We start from the raw sequence: 21,921 nt of genomic DNA, 5'->3' as shown, positions 1-21,921 counted from the left end.
AAATCTCCATAATTTAAATTTTAAAAACTTTATATTCCGCGCGGATATTTCCAGAAACTGACATTTCAAGCACCGCGGAATTTTCAGAGCTAACAAAAGCATCTGGAATAAGAAAGAACGCATTTGTAAATGCCGACTCTCCGCCATTAACAAAAACTTCAATGGAGCAAGTATCGATCAAAATTCGCATGTAAATCTTTTTTCCGTGAACTGATTCTTCATGGCTGAACGAAGACGGCGGAAGCTTCATTTTGCGGAAATTTATTTTTCCTCCTCCGTCAACAGAATTTCTTCGGTCAAAGAAAAGAGTTTGTTCCACAAAGTCGCAAGTGAATTCCACAGAAAACTTTTTGCCGGCAACTTTTCTGCTTAATACAAGAGAAAATTTTTCATCTTGATTTTTGCAGTCAGCTGAATTTTCAAAAGCAGAAAAAAATTCAAGTTCAATGTCGCCATGGGAAAATCCATTTTTTATAAAACTAGAAGTTCCAGAGACAACACCGCATTCGCATTTCTTTCTATATAACAAAAGCTCGCGCACAGGATTCTGAAAAAGTTTTCCGTTTTTAAATTCAAGCTCTCGGGGAAAAGTCATCATTCCAGACCAAAGATAATTTTTAGGTGTAATGTACGATTCCCAGTTTTGCATCCAGGCAATCATTATTCTTCGTCCGTCAGGAGCAAGGCAAGTTTGCGGTGCATAAAAATCAATTCCGCCGTCAATCTGCGCAAAATTAAGAGAATTTTCAGTCCGCATTTCGCGCTCAAAAACAAATTCCGGTCTCTTAAGAATTCCTGTCATGTAGACACTGTTGTTTCCGTCGTGAAGCCCATTATCAAAATCAGCCTTCATTTCCTGCGGAGAAAAAATCACAACGTCTTTTCCGCCCAATTTAAAAATATCAGGACACTCCCACATTCCGCTTTTTCCGCTGCTCTTGTCAATCACCGAAACAAATTTCCAGTCAAGAAGATTTTCAGAGCGGAAGCAGACAAGCGCGCCTTTTCCGTCTGGCAATTTGAGAACGCACGCCATGTAAAATTTTTCGTCCTCGCGCCACAACTTTGGATCTCGGAAATCTCCTTTCTGAAATTCAAATGGAACATCCGCTGCGGAAATTACAGGATTATGAGGAAATTTTTTGTAGCAAAGTCCATCGCCTTCCGCCAAGCACTGGTTCTGCAACGTTTCGCCTTTTGCATTTTTGGAAACTCCTGTATACACAAGAATGTGCCGGCCTTCAAATTCAATCGCAGTGCCAGAAAAACAGCCCTCACAATCCGAAGCAGAATCAGGAGCAAGAGCAGGCTCAAGAATTTCCCAGCGCACAAAATCCGAAGTGCAAAGATGTCCCCAGTGCATCGGTCCCCACTGCGTTGAATACGGATGATACTGAAAAAACAGATGGCACTTTCCGCCGAAAAACGAAAAGCCGTTCGGGTCGTTGCACCATCCCGCTGGAGAAAACGCATGAAAAGCAGGAAGCAAAAATTTCTGCTGCTGGGATTTTAAACTTTCCTGAATTTCATTTTGTTTTTTTGCGGCAGCTTCAAGCGTATAATTTTGCATGGGGCAGCTCCTGTAAAAGAGAGTTGTAAATTAAATTTAATGACATTATTCCTACTGAACAAGATTCCCGCGTCAAGCATGAAAATGACAGTTAAGATAAATATTATTATAACATCGTTCAGAAAAAATTTTCTATAAATTGTATGGCAGATGAAAATTGAAAACGTCCGGTTCCCCACAACGAATCATGAAAGAACCGGGCGAAAATTGAGGTTCCTACAACGTTGTTATTCTTTTATTTTTACAGCGCTGCTGACGGACTCCAAAAATTCCTTGCGGGTAACGCTTGCGGAAATGTAGTTTGTTTTTATTACAACTTTGTATTCTTTAGAAGAATCCAAAGTTTGCGGCACAAAGAAATTCAGTTCTGCAGGCTTGTTGCGGAATACTTTTGAATCGTCAATTCTTGTCCAAGTGGAAGAATCTTCCAATTTTTCATCTGAGCTAATAGCCGCAAAATAGATTCCGCTTTCTTCGCTACCAAGCTTAAGGTTTGCGCCGGTTATTTTTGCCGGTGCACCTAACGAAAGAACATTCTCTTCTTCAGTGCTGATGTCTGCCACAGAATCAATTTCAGGAGACTTGTCGTTGTAGACGATTTTATCAATGCTAAGATTCTGCAAAGAAGAGCTTGTAAGTTTTGTAGGAGAAAACCTTACCTTGAACTTTCCGTTTTGCGAAACTTCAGTTTTTGACTTTGCAGAAACTTCCATTGCAATGTACATAGTTCCAAGGTCAAGAATGTTCACGGCTTTCCCCTGTTCAAGAAATTTTAAGATTTTCTTCTGCAGAAGAATTGCGCAGTACTGCAGAATAAACGGGTCAATCCCTTTGTTTTCTTCCGCAATCTCTGAAAGAATGTTTCTGAAGCTTGCCTTATTGCGCGTTACAGTAGCGTAATAAGTTCCGTCTTTTTTCAATTTGTTTTCTTTTAATGTTATGCTCACCAAGGATGAGCTGTTTTCTAATGTAGAAATATTTTCCATTTATATATCCTTCTTCAACTTATGGCGTGAAGAGCCTTTTGATTTTTTTGCCATGCGGCAATGTTTTAGCCGGCAATTTTAACAATCTAATTTTACCGGCACGCTGTTCTGGCTCTTGCAAAAAGACAGAATAAAAAGTAGGATATACAAAGTTATTTTTTAGTTAGGCATATCCTGACTTAATATTGCAAAGCTTGAATCTATTGGCGTAGGTTCAAGTTTTTTTTTGCAAGAGCACCGGCAATTCCATTGTGCATCCGCTTCCTCCTTAAAAAACAATATTTCTTTTTCATTTTAGACCGCCTCCAGGAAGTTCTTATTTAAGGCAGGACTTTTTGCATTTTCTTCCTTTAGCAAATTCAGGAACTGTTTTCCTACATTCTTTATCAGAATGAAAAGAAGCGAAAGAACTGGCTTTAGCACATACTCGTCCAGAACCTCCTCCTGTGTTCTGCCCTTTGTGATTTCTTCCGGAGAGAACAAAAGCCGCATTATCGAATCAGTCTGAAACTCATGCTCCTGAATCTGCTCAGCCTTGATTTTTGAAAGCTCCTTTTTGAATTCCGCGCACTCAAAAATTCTAATGAATCTCAAGATAATCGACTGGATACAGTGCACTACCTCATGCGCAACCGTAATCACGTCGATATAGCTTCCATTCTGCGCACCTTCGTAGACATCGCTTCTTATGACAATCACGTTCTGAGCCGCATTGTAAAAAGCCGCAACGTCTTTTCCATGATTCCACAAATCCTGCGGCTCAATAAGATAGTTGAAAGTCCTGTCAAAACGGGGAATTATGTTTTCCATTACAAAGAGCGGGTCAAACTTCCTGTTCGTGGCGGCCGTGCAAAGCAGGTGGCTCCAGAAAGAAGCTATTTTAATCTCGTTTTCAGAAAGAACTAAAGTTTCTGAATATTTTACGTCTTTTAATTGTGTCTCATACTGCACCACTTCCATTTTTCTCTCCCGAAGATTCCGCCTGAAACTTTTCAAGCAGCTCTTTCATCAGCTTGACCTGCGCTTCTGTAAGCTTTGAAAAATCCTTGGCAAACATTACAGCTGTCTCAAGATATTCGCTTGAATCCTTCTGCTCGCCAAGGGGAACATTCACACTGCCCTTTGACTGCGCCTGCGCTTCTTCAAGCTCCTGTTTTTCTGCCTCTGAAAGACCGTATTCCTTTGAAATCTTTTCAACAAAAGAGTCCGGAATTTCACGCAGACCGTTTTCAATTGAAGAAAGGTAAGCCGCGCTTACATCTAGCCGCTTTGCCATATCTCCAAGAATTTCCGAAGAATCAATTCTTCTTTTTCTCAAAATTTTTCCAAATGCCGTTACTCCCATAAATGTACCTCTCGTTCTAAGGCTTTAATGAACCTTTTGGATTCTTTCTCGTTTAGCATCTAAGTAAAATATATATCAGTTTTATAAATAAATCAAGCAATTTATAAAATATTTTTCACAAATTTGTAAATATTATTAAAAAAAGAAACCTTTTTAACTACAGACAAACTGTACAGCAGCTACAGACTGACTGTATAGCAAGCCCAGTCAAACTGTATAAGCGGCACAGACAAACCGGGGCGGCTATACAGTATGATTGGGGCGTAAGCACAATCTGGCTGGGGCTCTTATACAGCCAACCTGGGAAATATGTACAGACAGAATGGGAGATGGAAATCGGTCATAAAAAATAATAAGCCCTACTTTAAACCAGCAGTATCATCAAAGCAATTCTTAAAGATTGAAAACTTGGCATTTTCATCAAGTGAAAAATAATTTCTGAATCCAAGTTCTGCATTATATCTTTTTATTACAGAGCGAAACATTTCTCTTTCATTTTTTATAAGAATATTTCTGGAAAGCTGCGCAAACCATTTTGAAATTTCAAAAATATGCTCTGGCAATCCTCTGCTTCCAGAACGTTCATACAATTCTGCAATTTCAGCATCATTCAGTTTTGAATAGATTTTTAAAGATTCTTCTGAATCAGAAAAAAGATAATATCTCCACCATTGTGTCCCAAGATAATTTCTTCTTTCTGAGTAAAAATGTTCTTTTGAATTTCCCCAACGCCAAAACACGACATCAGGCAATAATTGCAAATTTAAAAACTGCCACATAGGAAGTGTTGCAGCAACAGAAGGTGTAATTTTCATTTTTTCATAAATTAAGCTTCCAAGCTCTTTATCAAATTTCAGTTTTAAAGAGTTGCCAACATTATGATTAATATCACCAAAACCGTATTTTCTAGCAAGAGCAATTACATTCTGCCGCAATAAATCAAGTTCCTCATACAAAACCATATCTCCAACTCCTGGAGGAACAAGCTTGTTTTCACTTAATTCTTCAAAAACAAATACTCTGCTTTCTAATTTTTCATATATTTTTTCCGGCTCGTCATCAATTACAGGATAAACTCTGATTATATCTTCGTCATTCATCTTATTCATCTCCAAAAACATATTCCTGAATTGCCGTATACAGAGAATTTCTTTGCTCTTCGCCTTGATTTACCATTTCTTTTAAGGAAGCCAAATTCTTTTCTGGAAAGTACCTTTCTTTTACTTCATTCAGAATTTTTGAATAAACAGCGCGTAAAGTAAAAGCATTTTCCTCAAATGACTCTGAAAGCTCATCAAGTCCGTGTTCCTTATCAAGAGCATCAAAAACAATAGTTCTATACACATCAAACATAATCATTTTCAACAGATAATTTGCGGCAACATCATTCTCTAAATCTGAATTTATCTTTTTGAAAAGCGGATGTTCTATATTAAAAAATAAAGTGTATGCCGCATTAAAATTGCTGTCCAAATCAATATATTTTTTGCGGAGATAATACAAGGCATTTCTTGCAATTCCAGAACGCTCCTTAAAAGAAACTGCTTTTACAGGAAAAAGAGCTTGACCGCCTTCAAGATACAAGAGCACAGAAGTTCTGAATATAACCGATCCTTTTTCTGTTGCAAATTCTGACTTTTTCTCTAATTTATCTTCAGAAGAAATTGCCAGAACCAAAGAAATTTCTGTGTCGCCCGCAATTTTAGTTCCTGGAACAATGCAAGAAAAATTATATTCTTTTACGTTTTCGTTTCTTTTATTTTCATACTTTTGAACAAATGCGCAGCCTTGCAGTGAAGTTCCGTTTCTTCCCGATAAAGAGTTCCATAAAATATAAAATGAAGCTTCTGCATTTTTAGAAATAAAAGAATCAAGCTCTTTTGCTGAAACATATAGATTACAGTTTATTTGTAAATCCGCGTTTTTTTTCCAGGATTTTATTTCGTGTGACGCAGGTATTGGACGCCCGTAAACCTGCCATTCAGCCTGAATTATTCCAGATTCCAGAGAAACAGTTTTATAAGTATATATTTTATTGTGCATCAACTTCCTCCCAGTCAATTTTTAAATCAAACGAACAGTCTTTCTGGCATCTTATCTTAAAATAACAAATTTCTGGAAATTTAAATATCTTTGGAAACCTTGCATCTGTCATAGAAATCGTGCCATCTTTATCTTTTTTATATGTTCCGGAAAACTTTAGGTAACTTCCATTATCCTCAAAATAGTCTCCAGCATCTAAAGTTTCTATTTTGGGAACTATATTACTTATCTTGACAGCCTTATCCTTTAAAACATTTATCTTGTATTGAACATAAATATATTTTTCGTTTGTTTTTGAATCGATTTCAATATACGAATTTCCAGTTTTAGCAATTGATGATTTTTTATTTGATGCCTTTGCTTCTATTTGAACAGCAGGCTTCAAAGTTTTCTTTGCTCCGCCAACGGGCAATTTATATGGAAGAAGTTTTGCTCCTAAAGTGCGTTGAATCATAACTGAAATATTTGCCGCAGAATCATCAATTTCTTCAAAAAGACAATTCGACCTTACAAGAAGGTCAATTTTATTTTCAACAGTTTTCAAATAATTGTGAGGAAACATATCATTTTTATGTTCCCAACGAGTATGTGTTTGGTTTTCTATTCCACGAAAATACCGATCTATTTCGCCTTCGGTTTCTCCATTAGAAAAAGACTTCGTGTCACAGGCAAAAACTCCAAAACACGTTTCATTAAGGTTCTCTGGTCCGACGGTATACTTTCCATAATAAACAATATTTCCAATTCCTCTCATGAAAGCAACAAGTGGCTGTGAAGTCTTTAAAACTGGTATCAATTCTTCATATTTAGATTTTTTTGGCGCAGTCTTTTCAATGCATGCAATTCCAAGCTTTACGCTAGGCCGTTCCTGAGAAATTTCAATTCCTCTTTTTCCATCAGCTTTTATCTCTTTCTTTTTTATTGCGTTAAGTCTTTTATAGGCATTTATAAAATATTTGTAAGGATATACTTCATATGGATTATCAAGCTCTATCTTTTCATTTTTATAGGCAATATCAAAAATAACTTTTTTCGCAATTATTTTGTTCCAGTACCAATGAACTAAATACTGAGGAATGTCGTATCTGAATATATCATCGATTGTTTTTTCGTTACCATTTTCGTATTGAGGAAAAAGCCGAGGACGGGAATTTAAAATAAGAATTTTTGTTCCTGTCTGCATTTCGTTAAAGACATTCATGCCGATTGCTTCAGCAATCTCATCTGCAAGTTTTCCTAAAATTGGAGACGCATAAACTCCGCTTTCATTATCACTTTGTTTTTTTTCTCCCCACCAGCATCTATTATCTATTCTTTCATCCATCGAAACAGCAATAAGCCGGGATTGATAATTCGAGGTGCTTTCTGATTTTATTCTTGTATAAATTATTATTGTTCTGGCTTGAGAATATAAAAAGAACGCCGCTTTTCCAAACCCGTACGAGCCTCCGTCATTTGAATCAAGCGATTTGTCATTTCCTGTAAAATAGACAAAATTTGCAAAATTCTGATTTTCCTTTTTCTCTGTAATTCCAGGAAAACCTATTAGACCAGTAGTATTAATATCGCTTATCTCAATATTTAGAGAAGATGTTTTTATATATTTCTGTACATTTTTGGCATAGTACGAATCTGAATTTTCTGAATTAAACAGCTTTTGTATGAAAACCATTTGGTCTGAAGAGAAACTGAAAGCCCGAATTGAAAAATTCAGGGGCAAATATTTAGATACTGGCGTTCCTGTTTTTTCATCAAATTTTCTTTCTTTTAATCGGCTATCAAAAGAATTTTGAACTGCTTCTCTTAATAAGATTTCTGTATCAGTCAAAGAAGAACCGTTTAAAGTCTTGGATGCTCCGCTTGCGTTTATAGTTCCCATTCCTCGTCTGAACGGAACTTCATCAAACTTAAAATCAATCATGCTCCACTCCATCTAACGAAATTGTCATATATGAATTTAATTCAATATTCTTGTCTTTTGGAAAAACAAGCGTTATTCCGATAACGTCTTCTGCCGCATCCAATGGCAGTCTGCCTGTCTGATTTGATTTTGGCTTACTGTCTTTATCAATCGGGTATATAAGCAAAAGCCCAGGCTCAGCGATTCCTTTTTCTTCAAAATATTTATGGCGCTGAAGAAACATTTTTAAAGGCCTGAATTCATCTTTTTCAGAATCAGGAATATCTGTATCAACAAGCATATTCTGCGGTTGACCCAAAACTTTTATGTTTGCTATTGAATCATTCTTGCTTTTCGGATCCAGACGGCTGCGGTTAACAAGATGAACTTTTAGCTTTGAACAAATCTGGTATTCCCGGCCTTTTTTGTTTTGAATTATTGCGACATTCCAGTTTTGCAAAAAGTTTTTGGAATTGATTTTTTCGAAATATTTCAAAATTAAATTTTTTCGGCAAGCATTGTTGGACTCACAAATTTTATATTTTTCAATAAACTGCCGGATTTTAGAAATTGGAATATTCGAATAAATAACACCCCCATTTTTTTCTGTTGGAGTTTGAGCTATTCCATCAAGAAATTCTCTTGTGGCAATCTGATTATGCAAAAGCCATTCTTTATTTGTGCGCTCAAAGAATAAAGTCGATGGTCTTTGTCCTGCATAATTTATGCCAGTAATTTTTGCATTCTGCATTGCTAATTTTCTTGTGATTTGAAGAAGAGGAAGAACTCGTATTCTGGGAGCTATCTCAGCAGGAGTAAGACCGTTGCCATAATCTGTGAACTGTTCCTGTAATTCGTCTTCCACATCTGCAAGCAAAGAAAAATTTTTTGCTATTTGTTCTGTTGTCCAGATTCTTGGCAAATCTTCATAGCCAATTCTATATCCAAACCAGCGCCCCATTTGCAGCAATGTGTCATATAATTTTGATGTTCTGTAAAAATAGCTTACAATAAGTCCTTCAAGGGTAAGACCACGAGAAAGAGTATTTCCACCAATTACAATATAAACCTTGCTTTCATCATCAGGATAATGAAGCCTCTCTTCCAAAGGTACAGAACTATTGTCAACTACGGTTTCGATTTTATCTGCGACCTCTAAAATAAAGTCTTTCAGCCGGTTAAAATCAGGAATCTTGTATTTTTCTTTATCTTCTTCTGAATAATTAAAAAGCTGTTTTACAGTTTCAAATGAAACTCTGTCTTTTTCAGAATTCCAAACTTTCTCCATATAACTAAAAAAGTCAGATGGATTTTGTTTTATATTCTCTATAAAAAGCTCAACAGATTTGTTTACGACAGCATGCGTGGAAATTTTTAAATCCACATGGATAAGCATTGAAGAGTGCTTGTTGCTGAAACCACGATAGTATTTGCATGCTGTGGCTAAAATAAAGTAAAATATTGCATTCTTTAATGATTCAGGAACATCTGCATAGTCATTGGACTTTGGATTTATCTCTTCTGTTTCTACAAAATTCACAACATCAAGCAATGGCTCGGGATTATCAGGATTATCATTTGACGAGCCAAATAATTTTCGCGCGCTATAATATTTAGAGCTTATAGTCAAAGGATAAATAAAGTCTTCTGGATACAGGCTGTCTTTTCCAGGCTTTTCATTAAGGACATTTGCAAATGGAGTTGCCGTAAATCCTACATAGCAATACTTATCAAAAATATTTAATACGTCTGTAATCAACGAATTGATAGAGCTTCTTTTTCCTGTTGCAAAACCATCATTATCAAACTGCTTTGCAACATTCATGGAAGCATTGTCACATTCGTCATCAATGACAAGAACTGTTTTATTTTTCCAAAATGTATCGCTATTTATATTCTGTAAATACTCTTTTAGGCGGCAGAGAACATGAGGATTTTTTTTGAATACACCAAGAACTGGATTGCTGCCGTTTATTTTTCCTTCTATGCAGACATCGTCTTTTCCTAATTTTTCCTTAAGCAACTCCCAGCCACCCATTTTATCAATTCCTAAATCTTTTCTAAAACGGCTTTGAGTCTGATTCCTTAGAGAATTTGTTATTCCAGAAAAAACAATGAAAAACCTGCATCCGCAAGATGCGTACATTGAAATAATCGAAGACATCTGGGCAGTCTTTCCGGACTGAACGTGTCCATAAACCAATCCTTTTCTTGTTGCATCTTCTTTTGAAGTATCGAACCTCCGCGGATTTGAAAGCTGGTTTATGATTTCAATTGACTGTTGCTTATTTATTTCAAGACGATTTTTATCCCAATTTTCAGATTTCATCTGCTGCTCAAAATGGCTCCAGTATTTCGAGTCATACAGTTCATCAAAAGAGAACCAGCGTTCGTGTTTTGCTGAAATTCCATGAAAATCAGTTTTTAATTCAATTATTCTTCTTGCCTCTGAAATCCATTTTTCTTTTAAGTTTATAAAATCTTCAGGATAATTTTCCTTAAATTCTCTAGCGTTATCCAAAACAATGAGTAAGCTTTTGTCAATAGATTCCCAAGATTCTTCAGGGCGTCTTAATTTCCATGCAACTATTTCTTGAATTAAATTTTCTTCTTGCTGTCTTTCAAAATCATTCATTTTCATTTCGTCTCCGGACATCTATTTTGAAATTTTCTGAATCGATTTTTGTAATAATCACGCTGTCAAAACCAAAGCGATTGAGCTTTTCCATTGTCAAAAGCTCGCCTTCTTTCAGGTGAAGAACATCACGCAAAAGCCATTTTCCTAATTCTTTATTCGGATTTGACATCAAGGCTTTTCCGCCGTCCTGGCAGATTTTTGCAGACATTGAAGAACCGTTTGGAAGATGAAGCGTAAATGAAGTATCACGCGGAGGGAAAAAAGCTGGAAAATCATGGTGAATAGAAAGAGGAATCGGAATATAAACCTCATTTGCATCCCTAGCCCTGCCACCTGCGTTCCATTGGTTCAGGCCAGATTTTAAGGGAACTTCTTTTAGCCTTTCTGAATAAAGTGGCAGATATACATAGTCAATTCCAAAACTTAATTGCTTTTTGGAGCTTGCGACTTGCTCGTGGATTACTTTATGAATATTGTAAATATCTGTGTATTTGCCTTCGTAATCCTCTGTGTCAATAAGTTTCCGCAGAAGCTCATAAGGATCTTGAATAATAGAAACTGAAATTTCTTGTTTTTCTTTAGAATCTTCAGGAACTTCAAAATGCTTGAACAAGGTGCTTTTTGAATAATTAAAATTATAGAACTCTTTTCCGTCATCAAATTGAAGCGATTTTTCTGTATCTTTTATCACATGAATTTTTTCTGTATTCAAAAGAGAATAGGAAGAGTTAAAAACCGTAAGACCATTCTCAACCCGTCCTATAATGTGATAGCAACCATCTGAAATGCCATAAAGCCGCTGGCCCAACATCATTCTTTCATTGCGTGCGACTGCAAGCTGATAGGCTAAATCATAGCCTTTATATTTTTTCAATTCTGAACTTATTGAATTGAATTCCGCGACTTTTTCAGTGCTTGCATTATTTGTCAAAGTAAATGTTTTTATTCCAACTCCAAACGAGCCAGTTTTTGCATCATAAGCTGTATCTGAACGCGAAAGATTTTCCGCTTTATAATATTTACAGAAAAGATTTTCTGTAACTCTGTAATGCAAGAATGGAATTGAGCTGTCGCTAAAAAGATTTGAAAGGCGCGCCATGAGTTCGAGCAAAGAAAAATATTCCTTGTTTTGTTTCCATTCATCCACAAAACTCATCTCTCATTCTCCCGCACAAATTGAATTACGTTTCTTGCTACGCGTTCTATCAGCGGTTCTGTTACGCTGTTTCCTGACTGCTTGTATTTTTTGCTTTGTGCAATTGTCTTCGGAAATCTAAAAGAATTTTTAATATTGACAGGAAAGCCTTGAAAACCTAAACATTCTTCTGGCGTCAACTTTCTTATTCCTTTTGAAGTGCGGACAATCGGAACATTGTGTCCACCCTCGCCCATATTCGCTGTCAAAGTCGGGCATACTCCGCTTTTATTCTCGCGGATATAAACTCTTCTCCACTGATAAACTGTGTCCGGATTTACTATCACGTCTTTCATCCTGTCGTAATAGATATGATTTTCTTTGTAGAAAAAATTTTCTGATTCAACAGAATCATCAATCACATCATGAATGTCTTTTGTAAGCTCAATTTTTTCTGGAAAAGGAAAATCAAACTGTCCATTGTGAAATTTTTCTTGCGGAATCTCAACTTGATTCGGATCAAAGCCGACTATAAAAATTCGTTCCCGGTTCTGAGGAACATTCGCATATTCACACGGATTCATGATCTTTGAGCCAACAATGTATCCAAGCCGATTTTGCAGAACATCCATAATCTTTGCAAAAGTCCGCCCTTCGTCATGCGATTTCAAGTTTTTTACATTTTCAAGATAAAATGCTTTTGGGCGATGCTTTTCCAAAATATCCGCGACATCAAAAAACAGCGTTCCGCGGACATCGGCAAATCCTTTCTGATAACCAGCAATCGAAAAAGCCTGGCACGGAAAGCCAGCGCACAGCACATCAAATTTTTCAGGAATAAAATCTTTAGTTTCCGGCTTTGTAATATCGCCGAACGGAACTTCTCCGTAATTTTCAAAATAAGTCTGCTTTGCGGCATCGTCCCACTCGGAAGAAAAAACGCACTGCCCGCCACAGGACTGCATCGCAAGCCGGAATCCGCCTATGCCGGCAAACAAATCAATAAAAGTAAACGATGGATTTTTTGGTGTACCAAACGGAACATCAAGTTTTGCATTGAAATCATCTGTTTCTGGAAACTTTGAAACATCAAGTCCGTTTTGCTCAAGAATCTTACGATATTTTTCGCCAGCAATAGAATCTTGAAGCTGAATATAATGACTTGCAAGTGCATAATTTTCATCAAAAATTTTTCCGTCTGTAAATTCATCTAAAACTGCATAATTTGCCGTAGATTTTCGTGGGGTTTTAGGGGCGTTGCCCCTAGGCGAAGGGGAAGCAAAAGACTGCCCGGCAGGCTGAAGCGAGGGGAAGACCTTCCCCTTTGTATCCTTTAAACGGACGTTTTTTGTGCTGATATTTTCTTCGTTTTTTTGTGATGTTTGCATTGTATTCATATTTTTCTCAAAACTGAATTATAACAAGAAAATGCCCTTGCGTCAAAATCGTGAAGCAATATCATGAAACCCGGTTCAGATGCGGCAAGGATAACACTCGCAAACCTACGGTTTGCTTACGAGTTTTCTTACAAAAACTCGCATAAAAACAAATCCGTTAGCGAAGTGTGGAAAGCCTGATTTTTTCGGAGCGGAACGGAGTGAAGCGAGGAAAAAAGCCGCCCGGAAAAAATTTAGCCAAGGAGCTGAAGTGTTCTTGTTATATTTTCTGATGAATCCAAGCGTCTTTTTGAAATGAATTTTTGGACGGTTTTTCGGTGGACGCCGTAAAGATTTGCAATACGGTTTATGGAGATGCCTTGAAGAAGCATTATTGTTGTGCCGAGTTCCGCGCCGTCGAGTTTTGAGGAGGCGTTTTCTGTTCCGAGCGGACGTCCGAGTTTTTGTCCTTCCGCTTTTTTCCGTTCAAGGGCTTCTTTTGTGCGCTGGCTGATAAGATTTCGTTCGATTTCTGCGGAAAGCCCGAATGCGAAGGCCAGAACTTTTGACTGGATGTCGTCGCCAAGCCTGTAGCCGTCTTTGATTGTCCAGACGCGCGCGCCTTTTTCCATAAGTTTGTTCAAAATCGACATTATCATAAAAAGGCTTCTTCCGAGCCGCGAAAGTTCGGAGCAGATTATGAGATCGCCTTTTTGGATTTTTTCAAGAAGTTTTCCAAGCTCGCGGTGTTCCGGCGTAATCGTTCCGCTCGCTGTTTCTTCAATCCAAGTTTCTACAGAAATTGAGTTCCGTTTTGCAAATTCCTGAATCTCGAACCGCTGGTTTTCTACAGTCTGCCTGTCCGTGCTTACGCGAATGTATCCGTACGTCATTATTTGAGTATACTTAAAATTTGGAAAATTGTGGAGAAAAATATTTTTTTAGGAAAAATTTCAACGGCAGTGGTATTTGAAGCGTTCGTTTTTTGAGGCAGAAGTGTTTTCTATATCTGATTTTTCCATAATAATCTTTGAATATAAAATTATAGTAGATAATTCTGTATTTTTCAAACTTGGAAAAACGTCTTTCTCAAGTCCCCTTAAACCCATTCAAAATACCAGAAGGCAAGATAAAGCGGCACATTCACCATCCGTTCCTGTTCGCGGTAGTCTGACATGGAAAAACGGATTCCGGTTATTTCAGTGTTTGCCTTTAGAATTGTGCTGAGCGATTTTGCCCTTAGATTTTCTTCAGCCTTTACTTCAATCGGAAAAGCATTTTCTTTTTGAAATACAAAATCAATTTCCAATGTGGAATTTTCATTAGAATAATAATAAAGAGGCAAAATATATGTTGAGCTCAATGCGGAAAAATACTGCTGTGCCACATACTGTTCTGTAAAAGCGCCTTTATATTCGGTCATCAGTTTTGTGCTGACAAGGATTTCTTTTGCAGGAACATCAGAAAGGGCGCCGAGCAAGCCTACATCATTAAAAAATAACTTGAAGGCCGAAAAATTCTCATAGAACTTGACCGGCAACTCGATTTTTTTCAAACGCGGAACTTTGTGGACAAGCCCTGCATCAATCAGCCACTGAACCGCATTCTCAAATTCTTTTGCACGCGCCCCCTTTTTTAATGCGCCCCAGATGAATTTCTTGTTTTCCTTTGCAAGCTGGCTTGGAATTGAATTCCAGACTGCTGTGACTTTAGGCAGCTCCGTATTTGGAATATGCTTTGAAAAATCTTCTTCATAGTCTTGCAGAATATCTTTCTGAATCCGCCGGACCTCTATCAAATCCTGATTTTCAACGTATTTTTGAACCACCAGCGGCATCCCTCCTGTAAAATAATATTGCCGCAAAAGTTCAGTCAATTCAGTTTTTAGGGCAGAATATTCATTCCATTTATGCTCGTCAAGATACTGAACAAGAATATCTTTGTTCATTGCAAGAAGAAACTCCTTGAATGAAAGAGGATGAAGAGTCAGATGGTCAACTTTTCCGACCGGAAACCCGGTGCCTTCGTGCATTTTTACACCGAGAAGTGAACCTGCTACCGCAACGTGATATTCATTTGCATTTTCACAAAAATATTTAAGGCTGGTAATCGCCACCGGAAGAATCTGAATTTCATCAAGGATGATAAGTGTTTTTTTTGGCAAGATGTTCTGCCCGCTGAGTGCAGAAAGTGAACGAATGATTCTTTGCGTGTCATAATCTGAAAACACATTTTTTACGGATATTTCTGTCTCACAGTTTATATATAGAAAATTTTCATACTCGTTTTTTGCGAATTCCTTTAGGAGCCAAGTTTTTCCGACCTGACGTGCGCCTTCAAGAATAAGAGGCTTACGGCTGCCTGAATTTTTCCATTTCAGCAAGTCTTTATACAGCAAACGCTTCATAAAATGATATTACACTTTTCTGGGGGAAAAGTTAAGGTAATTTTACATTTTTCTAGGGGAAAATAAGAGAGTTTCCACACTTTTCTAGGGGAAATTTCTGATATTTGTAAAAACAAATGAACTTCAGTCGTGATAATGTGTTCCGCACTGAACAATTTCGATGATGTTGTTTTCTATTTTATAGACAATTCTGTTGTAGTCGTCAATGCGGCGGCTGTAATAGCCTGAAAGATTTCCTTTTAACGGTTCGGGCTTTCCGATTCCGTCATATCCGCCACGTTCAATGTCTTTTAGAAGTGCGTTTGCTTTCTTGAGAAGTTTTTTGTCGTTTTGGAGCGTCAAATAGTCTTCCCAAGCCTCGTCTGTCCATGCTTTTTTCATATTTTAAACCTCAATAAGTTCGTGTTCTGTAAGTTTTCCTTCTTTTGCGTGCTGAATTGAAAGTTCAAGCCGTTTCTGGTTCTCCTCGCTGTAAAACGGGTCTTCGGAAGAAATTTCAAACGGAATGCGATGCTCTCGGATTACTTTTTTTGCGAACAGATTGAACGCTCCGGAAATTGAAAGCCCGACATCCTTGCAGAATTTTTCAAACTCCTTCTTTGTTGTGTTATCCATCCTTACGCTTACATTCATCATAAAATCACCTCAAAATAAGTCAATATAAGTTATCTATACTTAAAATTTACATTTTTTATTCTGTTTGTCAAGTTTTTTATATAAAAACTATTCTGACTTGTCAAAAAAAATCATCCGTTATGGACACCGCAAATGGGGAAAAGTGATATGTAAAACGTCCGTTTTTTGGAGCACTTTTTCAGCACAAAATAAAGGTTTCGGCGATATTATGGAAGAATCTTTCCTTATAACAAACGGACCTGTCCGCAGTTTTTACAATGAGCTTGTTGAAAACCTGAATGATTGTTCTCAGTTCAAAATCAGTGTGGCATTCATCACTTACGGAGGATTGCAGGTTCTGCTTGAAACGTTAAAGGCTCTTGAAACGCGCAATATTCACGGCGAGATTCTTACAACAACTTACAAGGAAATGACAAGCCCGCAGGTTCTTGAGCGGCTTTCCAAATTCAAAAATATTCATCTTAAGATTTATGTTCCACCAACGCAAAACGACGGCTTCCATGCAAAAGGCTATCTCTTCCACAAGAACAGTCCTGAATCAGAAAAGTGGACTGTCATAATCGGCTCTTCAAACATAACAGGCCGGGCGCTAAAAACGAATGTTGAATGGAACGTCCTTCAAAATGAAAAATGTAGCGAACAGCAGGAACCTGGAATTTTTACAAAATCCGTTCTTGACGAATTTGAAACGCTCTGGAAAAGTCCGTGGGCAAAAGAATATTCCGATGATTTTTTGATTTCTTACCGCGACTATCTTTCAAAAGTAAAACGCCAGCAAAAACAGGAACAAAAACTTTTATTTTCATACAGCAGTTTTACAGACGAAAAATCTCCGTCCATAATCCAGCCGAATGAGATGCAAGCCGAAGCGATTGTAAAACTTGACCGGCTCAGAAAAACCGGCGCAAAAAAGGCTCTTGCAATCGCAGCAACCGGAAGCGGAAAAACATATATGTCAGTTTTTGACGCGCTGCAGGTAAAGCCTGAGCATCTGCTTTTTATTGTCCACCGTGAGGACATTCTAAAAAAGTCGAAGGAATCTTTTGACACAATCTGCTCTGCAACAGAAGAAAATTATTCATCAGGATTTTTTACAGGAAATCAGAAAGACAAAAACTGCAAGTATCTTTTTGCGACACGCGACACTTTAAGCCGCCATTACAAAGAATTTGCAAAAGATGCCTTTGACTATATTGTTTTGGACGAGGCCCATCACGCTTCAAGCGAAAGCTACAAAAATATTCTTGCGCATTTTACGCCTAAATTTCTGCTTGGACTTACCGCAACTCCGGAGCGAAGCGACAATGGCGACATTTATTCAATTTTTGACAACAATGTCGCAGTTGAAATCCGCCTGCGGGACGCACTTTCGCACGATTTGGTCTGCCCTTTCCATTATTTTGGAATTACCGACGCAGAAGGAATCGACTATTCAAAAATCAAGGCTGAACCAGGCACAAGCAAATATATAGAAGAAATTGCAGATATGCTCATGGTGAACCGCCGCGTTGACTACATAATCGAAAAAATGAATTTTTACGGACACGACGGCGAAAAAGCTAAGGTTCTGGGATTCTGCGCAACTGTAGAACACGCAAAGTATATGGCGCAGGAATTCAACAAGAGACTTTCAAAAAACAACGGGCAAATTGCCATAGTCCTTTCAGGAGAAGACAGTGTTGAAATCCGCGAAAAATATGCACGTCTTTTGGAAGATGACAATTCTCCGCTTCAATACATTTTTTCAGTCGATATTTTTAACGAAGGAATTGATATTCCATCAGTAAACACAGTCTTGCTGCTGCGTCCTACTGACTCTTCAATAATTTTTATTCAGCAGCTTGGACGAGGCTTGCGCAAACTGGGCGGCAAAGAATTCGTAACAGTTCTGGACTTTATCGGAAACTACAAAAAGTCTTTCTTGATGGCGATTGCCCTGAACGGAAAGCAGGATTACGACCGCGATTCATTGAAGCTTGAAGTTGCAAATGATTTTGCGGACTTGCCGAACGGAACTTACATTCACATGGACAAAATCACAAAGGAACAGATTCTGCGCCAGCTTGAAAATGAAAAATTCATGTCGCTTAAATATATGAAAGAATCATATTTTTCGTTTAAGCATGTATGCGGCGGAAAAGTCCCGTTTCTTGTTGATTACTTAAAGCATGACGGAAGCATTGATCCTGTGCGGTTTACGGTTTTCAGCCCGAACTACAAGACGTATTTCGATTTTGCCGCATACATTGAAAAAGAATCGCATCCTGAATTTTCTCTGATTAACGAAGATGAATCTTTCAGCCAGATTATGCGGCTTCTAAGTTTTTACTCGCCTGCGAAACGCGCTGAAGAATGGATTATTGCGGAAACAGTCTTTAATTCCGAAAAATATTCAGCTTCTGTTGATGAAATTTCTGAAAAGGCAAAAAAATATCTTTCTTTTGTGAATAAAACTTCTATCGCTCACGCATGCCGGACGTTAAGCGGAGCTTATTTTGATTCAAGCGAAAAAACACGCTACGAAAAGGCGATTTTTGATTTTGACGGTGATTCAGTTTCGTTCAACCAAAATACAGTCAACTCACTTGAAAACTCGGAATTTTCTGCACAGAAAAAACTCTGGCTTGAAGATTTGATTCAATACAATCTTTTGCGTTATCAGAACGAATTCGGTTTGGACGATTATTCTGAAAGCGGAACTTTGCCTTTTCTAAAACTCTATCAAAAATACACGATGCGCGACGCGGCGCTTTTATGCAACTACACAAAGATTCATTCCTCATTCCGCGGACAAGGACTTATAACTTCCGCAAAGCCGGATTATTTTCTATTTGTGAACCTGCACAAGGATGCGGACATAAAAGATTCAATCAACTACGCGGACAAATTCATAACGCCGGAACATTTTCAGTGGCAGTCGCCAAACAGCACAACGCAAAATTCTGAAGTCGGGCAGAATCTTATCCGCAACATCGAAAGAAAAATCCGACTTCATCTTTTTGTACGCAAATTTGAAAAAGTAGAAAACATAACCCAGCCGTTCATTTATCTTGGTCAGGTTTCAACTTTTCCGGGCAGCGCGGAAGGCAACAAGCCAATCACAATGAAATTCGCGCTTCATAGCCGTGTTCCTGACGAGCTTTTCAACGACTTTATAACACGCACTGACAAAATGGGAAAAAACAGCGATAATTGACTTTACAAAAAAAGGACTGAAAAAATGAACAACGCAAATATAACAAAAAACGATTGTAAAATCCAAACCACACCGCTCAAGAAAATCCATGTTTCGGCGGCGGTAATTTTCCGTACTGCGGCTGGCGGCGAAAAAATGGTTTTTGCGACGCAGCGTGGCTACGGTGAATGGAAGGACTGGTGGGAGTTTCCGGGCGGAAAGATTGAAGATGGAGAAAGCGCGGAACAGGCGGTTGTGCGGGAAATACGCGAGGAGCTTGCGACGGAAATCCGGGCGGAACGCAAGATTTGCACGGTTGAATACGACTACCCTGCTTTTCATCTGACAATGGAATGTTTTTTGTGCTCAATTGTTTCCGGGAAGCTTACTCTGCTTGAGCACGAGAACGCGGCATGGCTTTCCGAGGAAAAGCTTAAAAGCGTAAAATGGCTTCCTGCGGATGTGGAAGTTCTAGAAAATCTAAAGGAACTTTTTTAGGCGGATGCGGTAGCGCTGGGAGCAATGCCGGAGGCAGTCCGAACAAAGTGAGGACCGCGCGCAGCAAGTTGCGGACATAGCGACGGCAAGCGCCACAGGTGATTGCCGGACCGCCCATAGTATTCTGTTAAAAAAAATGCCGCAACTTTTTCAATGCAAAGTTGTTTAGTAAATATAATCTGAAAAAATTTTATGCTGATTTTTTGGATGCAATTTATTATATTTAAAGCATAAAACATTTGGAGGAAAGAATGAAAGAACTAAAGGCATTTATTATGGCGGTGTCGGTTTCGCTTGTGGTTTCCGCGGTGATTGTTTCCGTGGGACTTTCAAAAATCGCAAGACCTGACAGAACTGTTACGGTGCGCGGACTTGCAGAAAAAGAAGTCGATGCAGACCTTGCGCTTTGGCCGCTCACATTCACACTTGGAGCAAACAGCCTTCCACAGCTTCAAAAGGACATTCTCGCAAAAACTCAAACCGTAAAGGAATATCTTGCAAGCCACGGACTTTCCGAAGCCGACTACACGGTTCAGTCGCCTAGCATAACGGACAACACAATCAATCCGTACATGGACAAGGACAAAATTCTTTACACTTACCTTGCGCAGACTGTGGTTCTTGTGCGCTCTTCAAAAGTTGCGGAAGTAAAAAAAGCGCAGGACGATTCCCTTGACTTGATGAGCAGCGGAATTGCAGTTTCAAAAGACTACAACAGCAAGATTTCTTTTGAATTTACAAAGCTGAATGAAATAAAGCCGCAGATGATTGCAGAGGCAACAAAAAACGCGCGTACAGCAGCAGAACAGTTTGCGCATGACTCTGGAAGCAAAGTCGGAAAAATAAAAACTGCGACACAGGGATTTTTCAGCATAGAAAACGCAGCCGAAGATCTTCAGGAAAAAAAGACAATCCGCGTTGTAACTACAGTTGAATATCTGCTGAAATAAAACAAAATCCGCCGAGAAAACAAGACACACTTCGGCGGATTATTTTTTTTCAATTATTTTCTGAACAAAAAGCATTCTTCTTCATGCAAAAAACCTATTTCCAACCTTCCCAGATTTTCGGCTCAAGTCCGCATATGGCGGCATTTTTTCCGTTCCGGCAAATAGGAAGTCTCATCAGAAGCTGGTTTTCAAAAAGTTTTTCTTCCTTGTCAGCGTCATCAAGATATGCGAACGAGGCATAGTCCTTTGATTTTTTATCCACCAGAAGCTCAAGCGCATCCGCACGTGAGCCAGCCACTCGTGCAACTGAATCCACAACGCTTTCAAATTCGCCTCGGCTCATCTCTTTTTCCTTTAAGTCAATAAACTGAAAAGGAATGCGCCGTTCCTTGAACCACATCTGCGCCTTTTTTGTGTCGAAATTCTTTGTTGTTCCAAAAATCTGAATCATAAAAAGATTGTAGCAGAAATCCGGCGGAAGATACAGAACTCGCGTAACAAGCCGATTGTTTCTAAAGCCACAGTTTTTCGCTATAATCATTCTTATGAACACAAACGAAAATCAGAATGAAAATAAAACAACACCGGCGGAAAATATTCCGGAGATTTCAAGCCAGACGGAAAAGATAATCGCTGAGCTGCTCGCCTCTCACCCGCAGAAAAAAGGCTCGTTTTTTGTAATCGGCTGCTCGACGAGCGAGGTTGCGGGCGGCTCAATCGGAAAGGACTCGAGCGCGGAAATCGGAAAGGCGATTTTTACGGCTGCGGAGAGGATTTTGACTGAAAAAGGAATTTTTCTTGCTTGCCAGTGCTGCGAGCACCTGAACCGCGCGCTTGTGGTTGAGCGTGAGTGCGCTGAAAAATACGGTCTTGACGAGGTGAGCGTTGTTCCGTGGATTCACGGAGGCGGCTCGTTCGCGACTGCGGCTTACTACGCTTTCAAGGAGCCGGTCGTCGTGGAGCATATAAAGGCTGCGGCAGGACTTGACATCGGAAGCACGCTGATTGGAATGCACTTGAAGGAAGTTGCGGTTCCAGTCCACCCAAAGCAGAAATTCGTGGGCAAGGCTTACGTTACTGCGGCTTACTCACGGCCGAAGCTCATTGGCGGCGAACGGGCAAGATACACGGCGGAAAGGTAAAAAATGTAACGCTTTGCAAAATCACTTGCAGACAGCAAACGTTATAATAACGTTTATCAAAACCATTTGCGGGCAATGAACGTTATTTTAACGTTTTATAAAAGTACGTGCGGTCGGCAA

At 38.7% G+C, this 21,921-nt stretch carries 19 protein-coding genes; 4 read left to right on the top strand and 15 right to left on the bottom strand.

Going from position 1 to position 21,921, the window contains the following annotated elements; all coding sequences use genetic code 11:
* Positions 1–13: 13 nt before the first annotated feature.
* From Q0N70_RS05790 to Q0N70_RS05725, 14 genes are all read right to left on the bottom strand, one after another.
* Positions 14–1,570, bottom strand: coding sequence for a glycoside hydrolase family 32 protein (locus tag Q0N70_RS05790; protein WP_294014816.1), 1,557 nt, complete (start codon positions 1,568–1,570; stop codon positions 14–16).
* Positions 1,571–1,797: 227 nt separating this feature from the next.
* Positions 1,798–2,556, bottom strand: a complete 759-nt coding sequence (locus Q0N70_RS05785) for a DUF4469 domain-containing protein (RefSeq protein ID WP_294014813.1) — start codon at positions 2,554–2,556, stop codon at positions 1,798–1,800.
* A gap of 294 nt (positions 2,557–2,850) precedes the next feature.
* Complete coding sequence (locus Q0N70_RS05780; protein WP_294014810.1) at positions 2,851–3,516, bottom strand: hypothetical protein; 666 nt, start codon at positions 3,514–3,516, stop codon at positions 2,851–2,853.
* Positions 3,497–3,901 (bottom strand): helix-turn-helix transcriptional regulator, encoded by a 405-nt coding sequence (locus Q0N70_RS05775; protein WP_273066254.1) that lies wholly within the window; start codon positions 3,899–3,901, stop codon positions 3,497–3,499. The genes Q0N70_RS05780 and Q0N70_RS05775 overlap by 20 nt, the downstream gene beginning before the upstream one ends.
* A 359-nt stretch (positions 3,902–4,260) precedes the next feature.
* Positions 4,261–5,001, bottom strand: a complete 741-nt coding sequence (locus Q0N70_RS05770; protein ID WP_294014801.1) for a hypothetical protein — start codon at positions 4,999–5,001, stop codon at positions 4,261–4,263.
* 1 nt (position 5,002) lies between these two features.
* Positions 5,003–5,944 carry a hypothetical protein gene (locus tag Q0N70_RS05765; protein ID WP_294014799.1) on the bottom strand — a complete coding sequence of 314 codons (942 nt, stop codon included), beginning with the start codon at positions 5,942–5,944 and terminating at the stop codon, positions 5,003–5,005.
* Entirely contained in the window at positions 5,934–7,772 is a 1,839-nt protein-coding gene (locus Q0N70_RS05760; protein ID WP_294014796.1) for a hypothetical protein, read from the bottom strand. Before Q0N70_RS05760 ends, Q0N70_RS05765 begins: the two co-directional genes overlap by 11 nt.
* A gap of 85 nt (positions 7,773–7,857) precedes the next feature.
* A complete protein-coding gene (locus Q0N70_RS05755) occupies positions 7,858–10,485 on the bottom strand; it encodes a Z1 domain-containing protein (protein ID WP_294014793.1) in 2,628 nt (875 codons plus the stop codon).
* Entirely contained in the window at positions 10,472–11,638 is a 1,167-nt protein-coding gene (locus Q0N70_RS05750) for a restriction endonuclease PLD domain-containing protein (RefSeq protein ID WP_277300321.1), read from the bottom strand. The genes Q0N70_RS05755 and Q0N70_RS05750 overlap by 14 nt, the downstream gene beginning before the upstream one ends.
* Positions 11,635–13,014 carry a DNA (cytosine-5-)-methyltransferase gene (gene dcm, locus Q0N70_RS05745; protein ID WP_294014788.1) on the bottom strand — a complete coding sequence of 460 codons (1,380 nt, stop codon included), beginning with the start codon at positions 13,012–13,014 and terminating at the stop codon, positions 11,635–11,637. The genes Q0N70_RS05750 and dcm overlap by 4 nt, the downstream gene beginning before the upstream one ends.
* A gap of 233 nt (positions 13,015–13,247) precedes the next feature.
* Positions 13,248–13,886, bottom strand: coding sequence for a master DNA invertase Mpi family serine-type recombinase (locus tag Q0N70_RS05740; protein WP_078931157.1), 639 nt, complete (start codon positions 13,884–13,886; stop codon positions 13,248–13,250).
* Between the two features lie 206 nt (positions 13,887–14,092).
* A complete protein-coding gene (locus Q0N70_RS05735; protein ID WP_294014781.1) occupies positions 14,093–15,400 on the bottom strand; it encodes an AAA family ATPase in 1,308 nt (435 codons plus the stop codon).
* A 123-nt stretch (positions 15,401–15,523) separates the two neighbouring features.
* Positions 15,524–15,781: a Txe/YoeB family addiction module toxin gene (locus tag Q0N70_RS05730; RefSeq protein ID WP_277300325.1), complete on the bottom strand. Its 258-nt coding sequence runs from the start codon at positions 15,779–15,781 to the stop codon at positions 15,524–15,526.
* Positions 15,782–15,784: 3 nt separating this feature from the next.
* Positions 15,785–16,036, bottom strand: coding sequence for a type II toxin-antitoxin system RelB/DinJ family antitoxin (locus Q0N70_RS05725; RefSeq protein ID WP_277300324.1), 252 nt, complete (start codon positions 16,034–16,036; stop codon positions 15,785–15,787).
* A gap of 208 nt (positions 16,037–16,244) precedes the next feature.
* Here Q0N70_RS05725 and Q0N70_RS05720 point away from each other — a divergent pair, with 208 nt between their 5' ends.
* The 3 genes from Q0N70_RS05720 to Q0N70_RS05710 all read left to right on the top strand — a co-directional run bounded on the left by Q0N70_RS05720 (position 16,245) and on the right by Q0N70_RS05710 (position 20,659).
* On the top strand, positions 16,245–19,232 hold the full coding sequence (locus Q0N70_RS05720; RefSeq protein ID WP_294014778.1) for a DUF3427 domain-containing protein: 2,988 nt from the start codon (positions 16,245–16,247) through the stop codon (positions 19,230–19,232).
* Positions 19,233–19,256: 24 nt separating this feature from the next.
* Positions 19,257–19,709 carry a (deoxy)nucleoside triphosphate pyrophosphohydrolase gene (locus tag Q0N70_RS05715; protein WP_294014776.1) on the top strand — a complete coding sequence of 151 codons (453 nt, stop codon included), beginning with the start codon at positions 19,257–19,259 and terminating at the stop codon, positions 19,707–19,709.
* 251 nt (positions 19,710–19,960) lie between these two features.
* Positions 19,961–20,659: an SIMPL domain-containing protein gene (locus Q0N70_RS05710; RefSeq protein WP_294014774.1), complete on the top strand. Its 699-nt coding sequence runs from the start codon at positions 19,961–19,963 to the stop codon at positions 20,657–20,659.
* Positions 20,660–20,753: 94 nt separating this feature from the next.
* Here the strand turns inward: Q0N70_RS05710 and Q0N70_RS05705 are convergent, their stop codons facing one another.
* The gene (locus Q0N70_RS05705; protein WP_294014771.1) at positions 20,754–21,200 is read right to left on the bottom strand and encodes an ArsC family transcriptional regulator; all 447 of its coding nucleotides are present in this window, start codon (positions 21,198–21,200) and stop codon (positions 20,754–20,756) included.
* A gap of 4 nt (positions 21,201–21,204) precedes the next feature.
* Between Q0N70_RS05705 and Q0N70_RS05700 the strand changes: the two genes are divergently transcribed.
* The gene (locus Q0N70_RS05700; protein WP_294014768.1) at positions 21,205–21,801 is read left to right on the top strand and encodes a TIGR01440 family protein; all 597 of its coding nucleotides are present in this window, start codon (positions 21,205–21,207) and stop codon (positions 21,799–21,801) included.
* Positions 21,802–21,921 lie beyond the last annotated feature (120 nt).

The sequence above is a fragment of the uncultured Treponema sp. genome (assembly GCF_945873775.1).
Classification (GTDB): Bacteria; Spirochaetota; Spirochaetia; order Treponematales; family Treponemataceae; genus Treponema_D.
The sequence above is the reverse complement of the archived record's forward strand: the minus strand, read 5'-3'. Positions and strand labels throughout refer to the sequence as shown.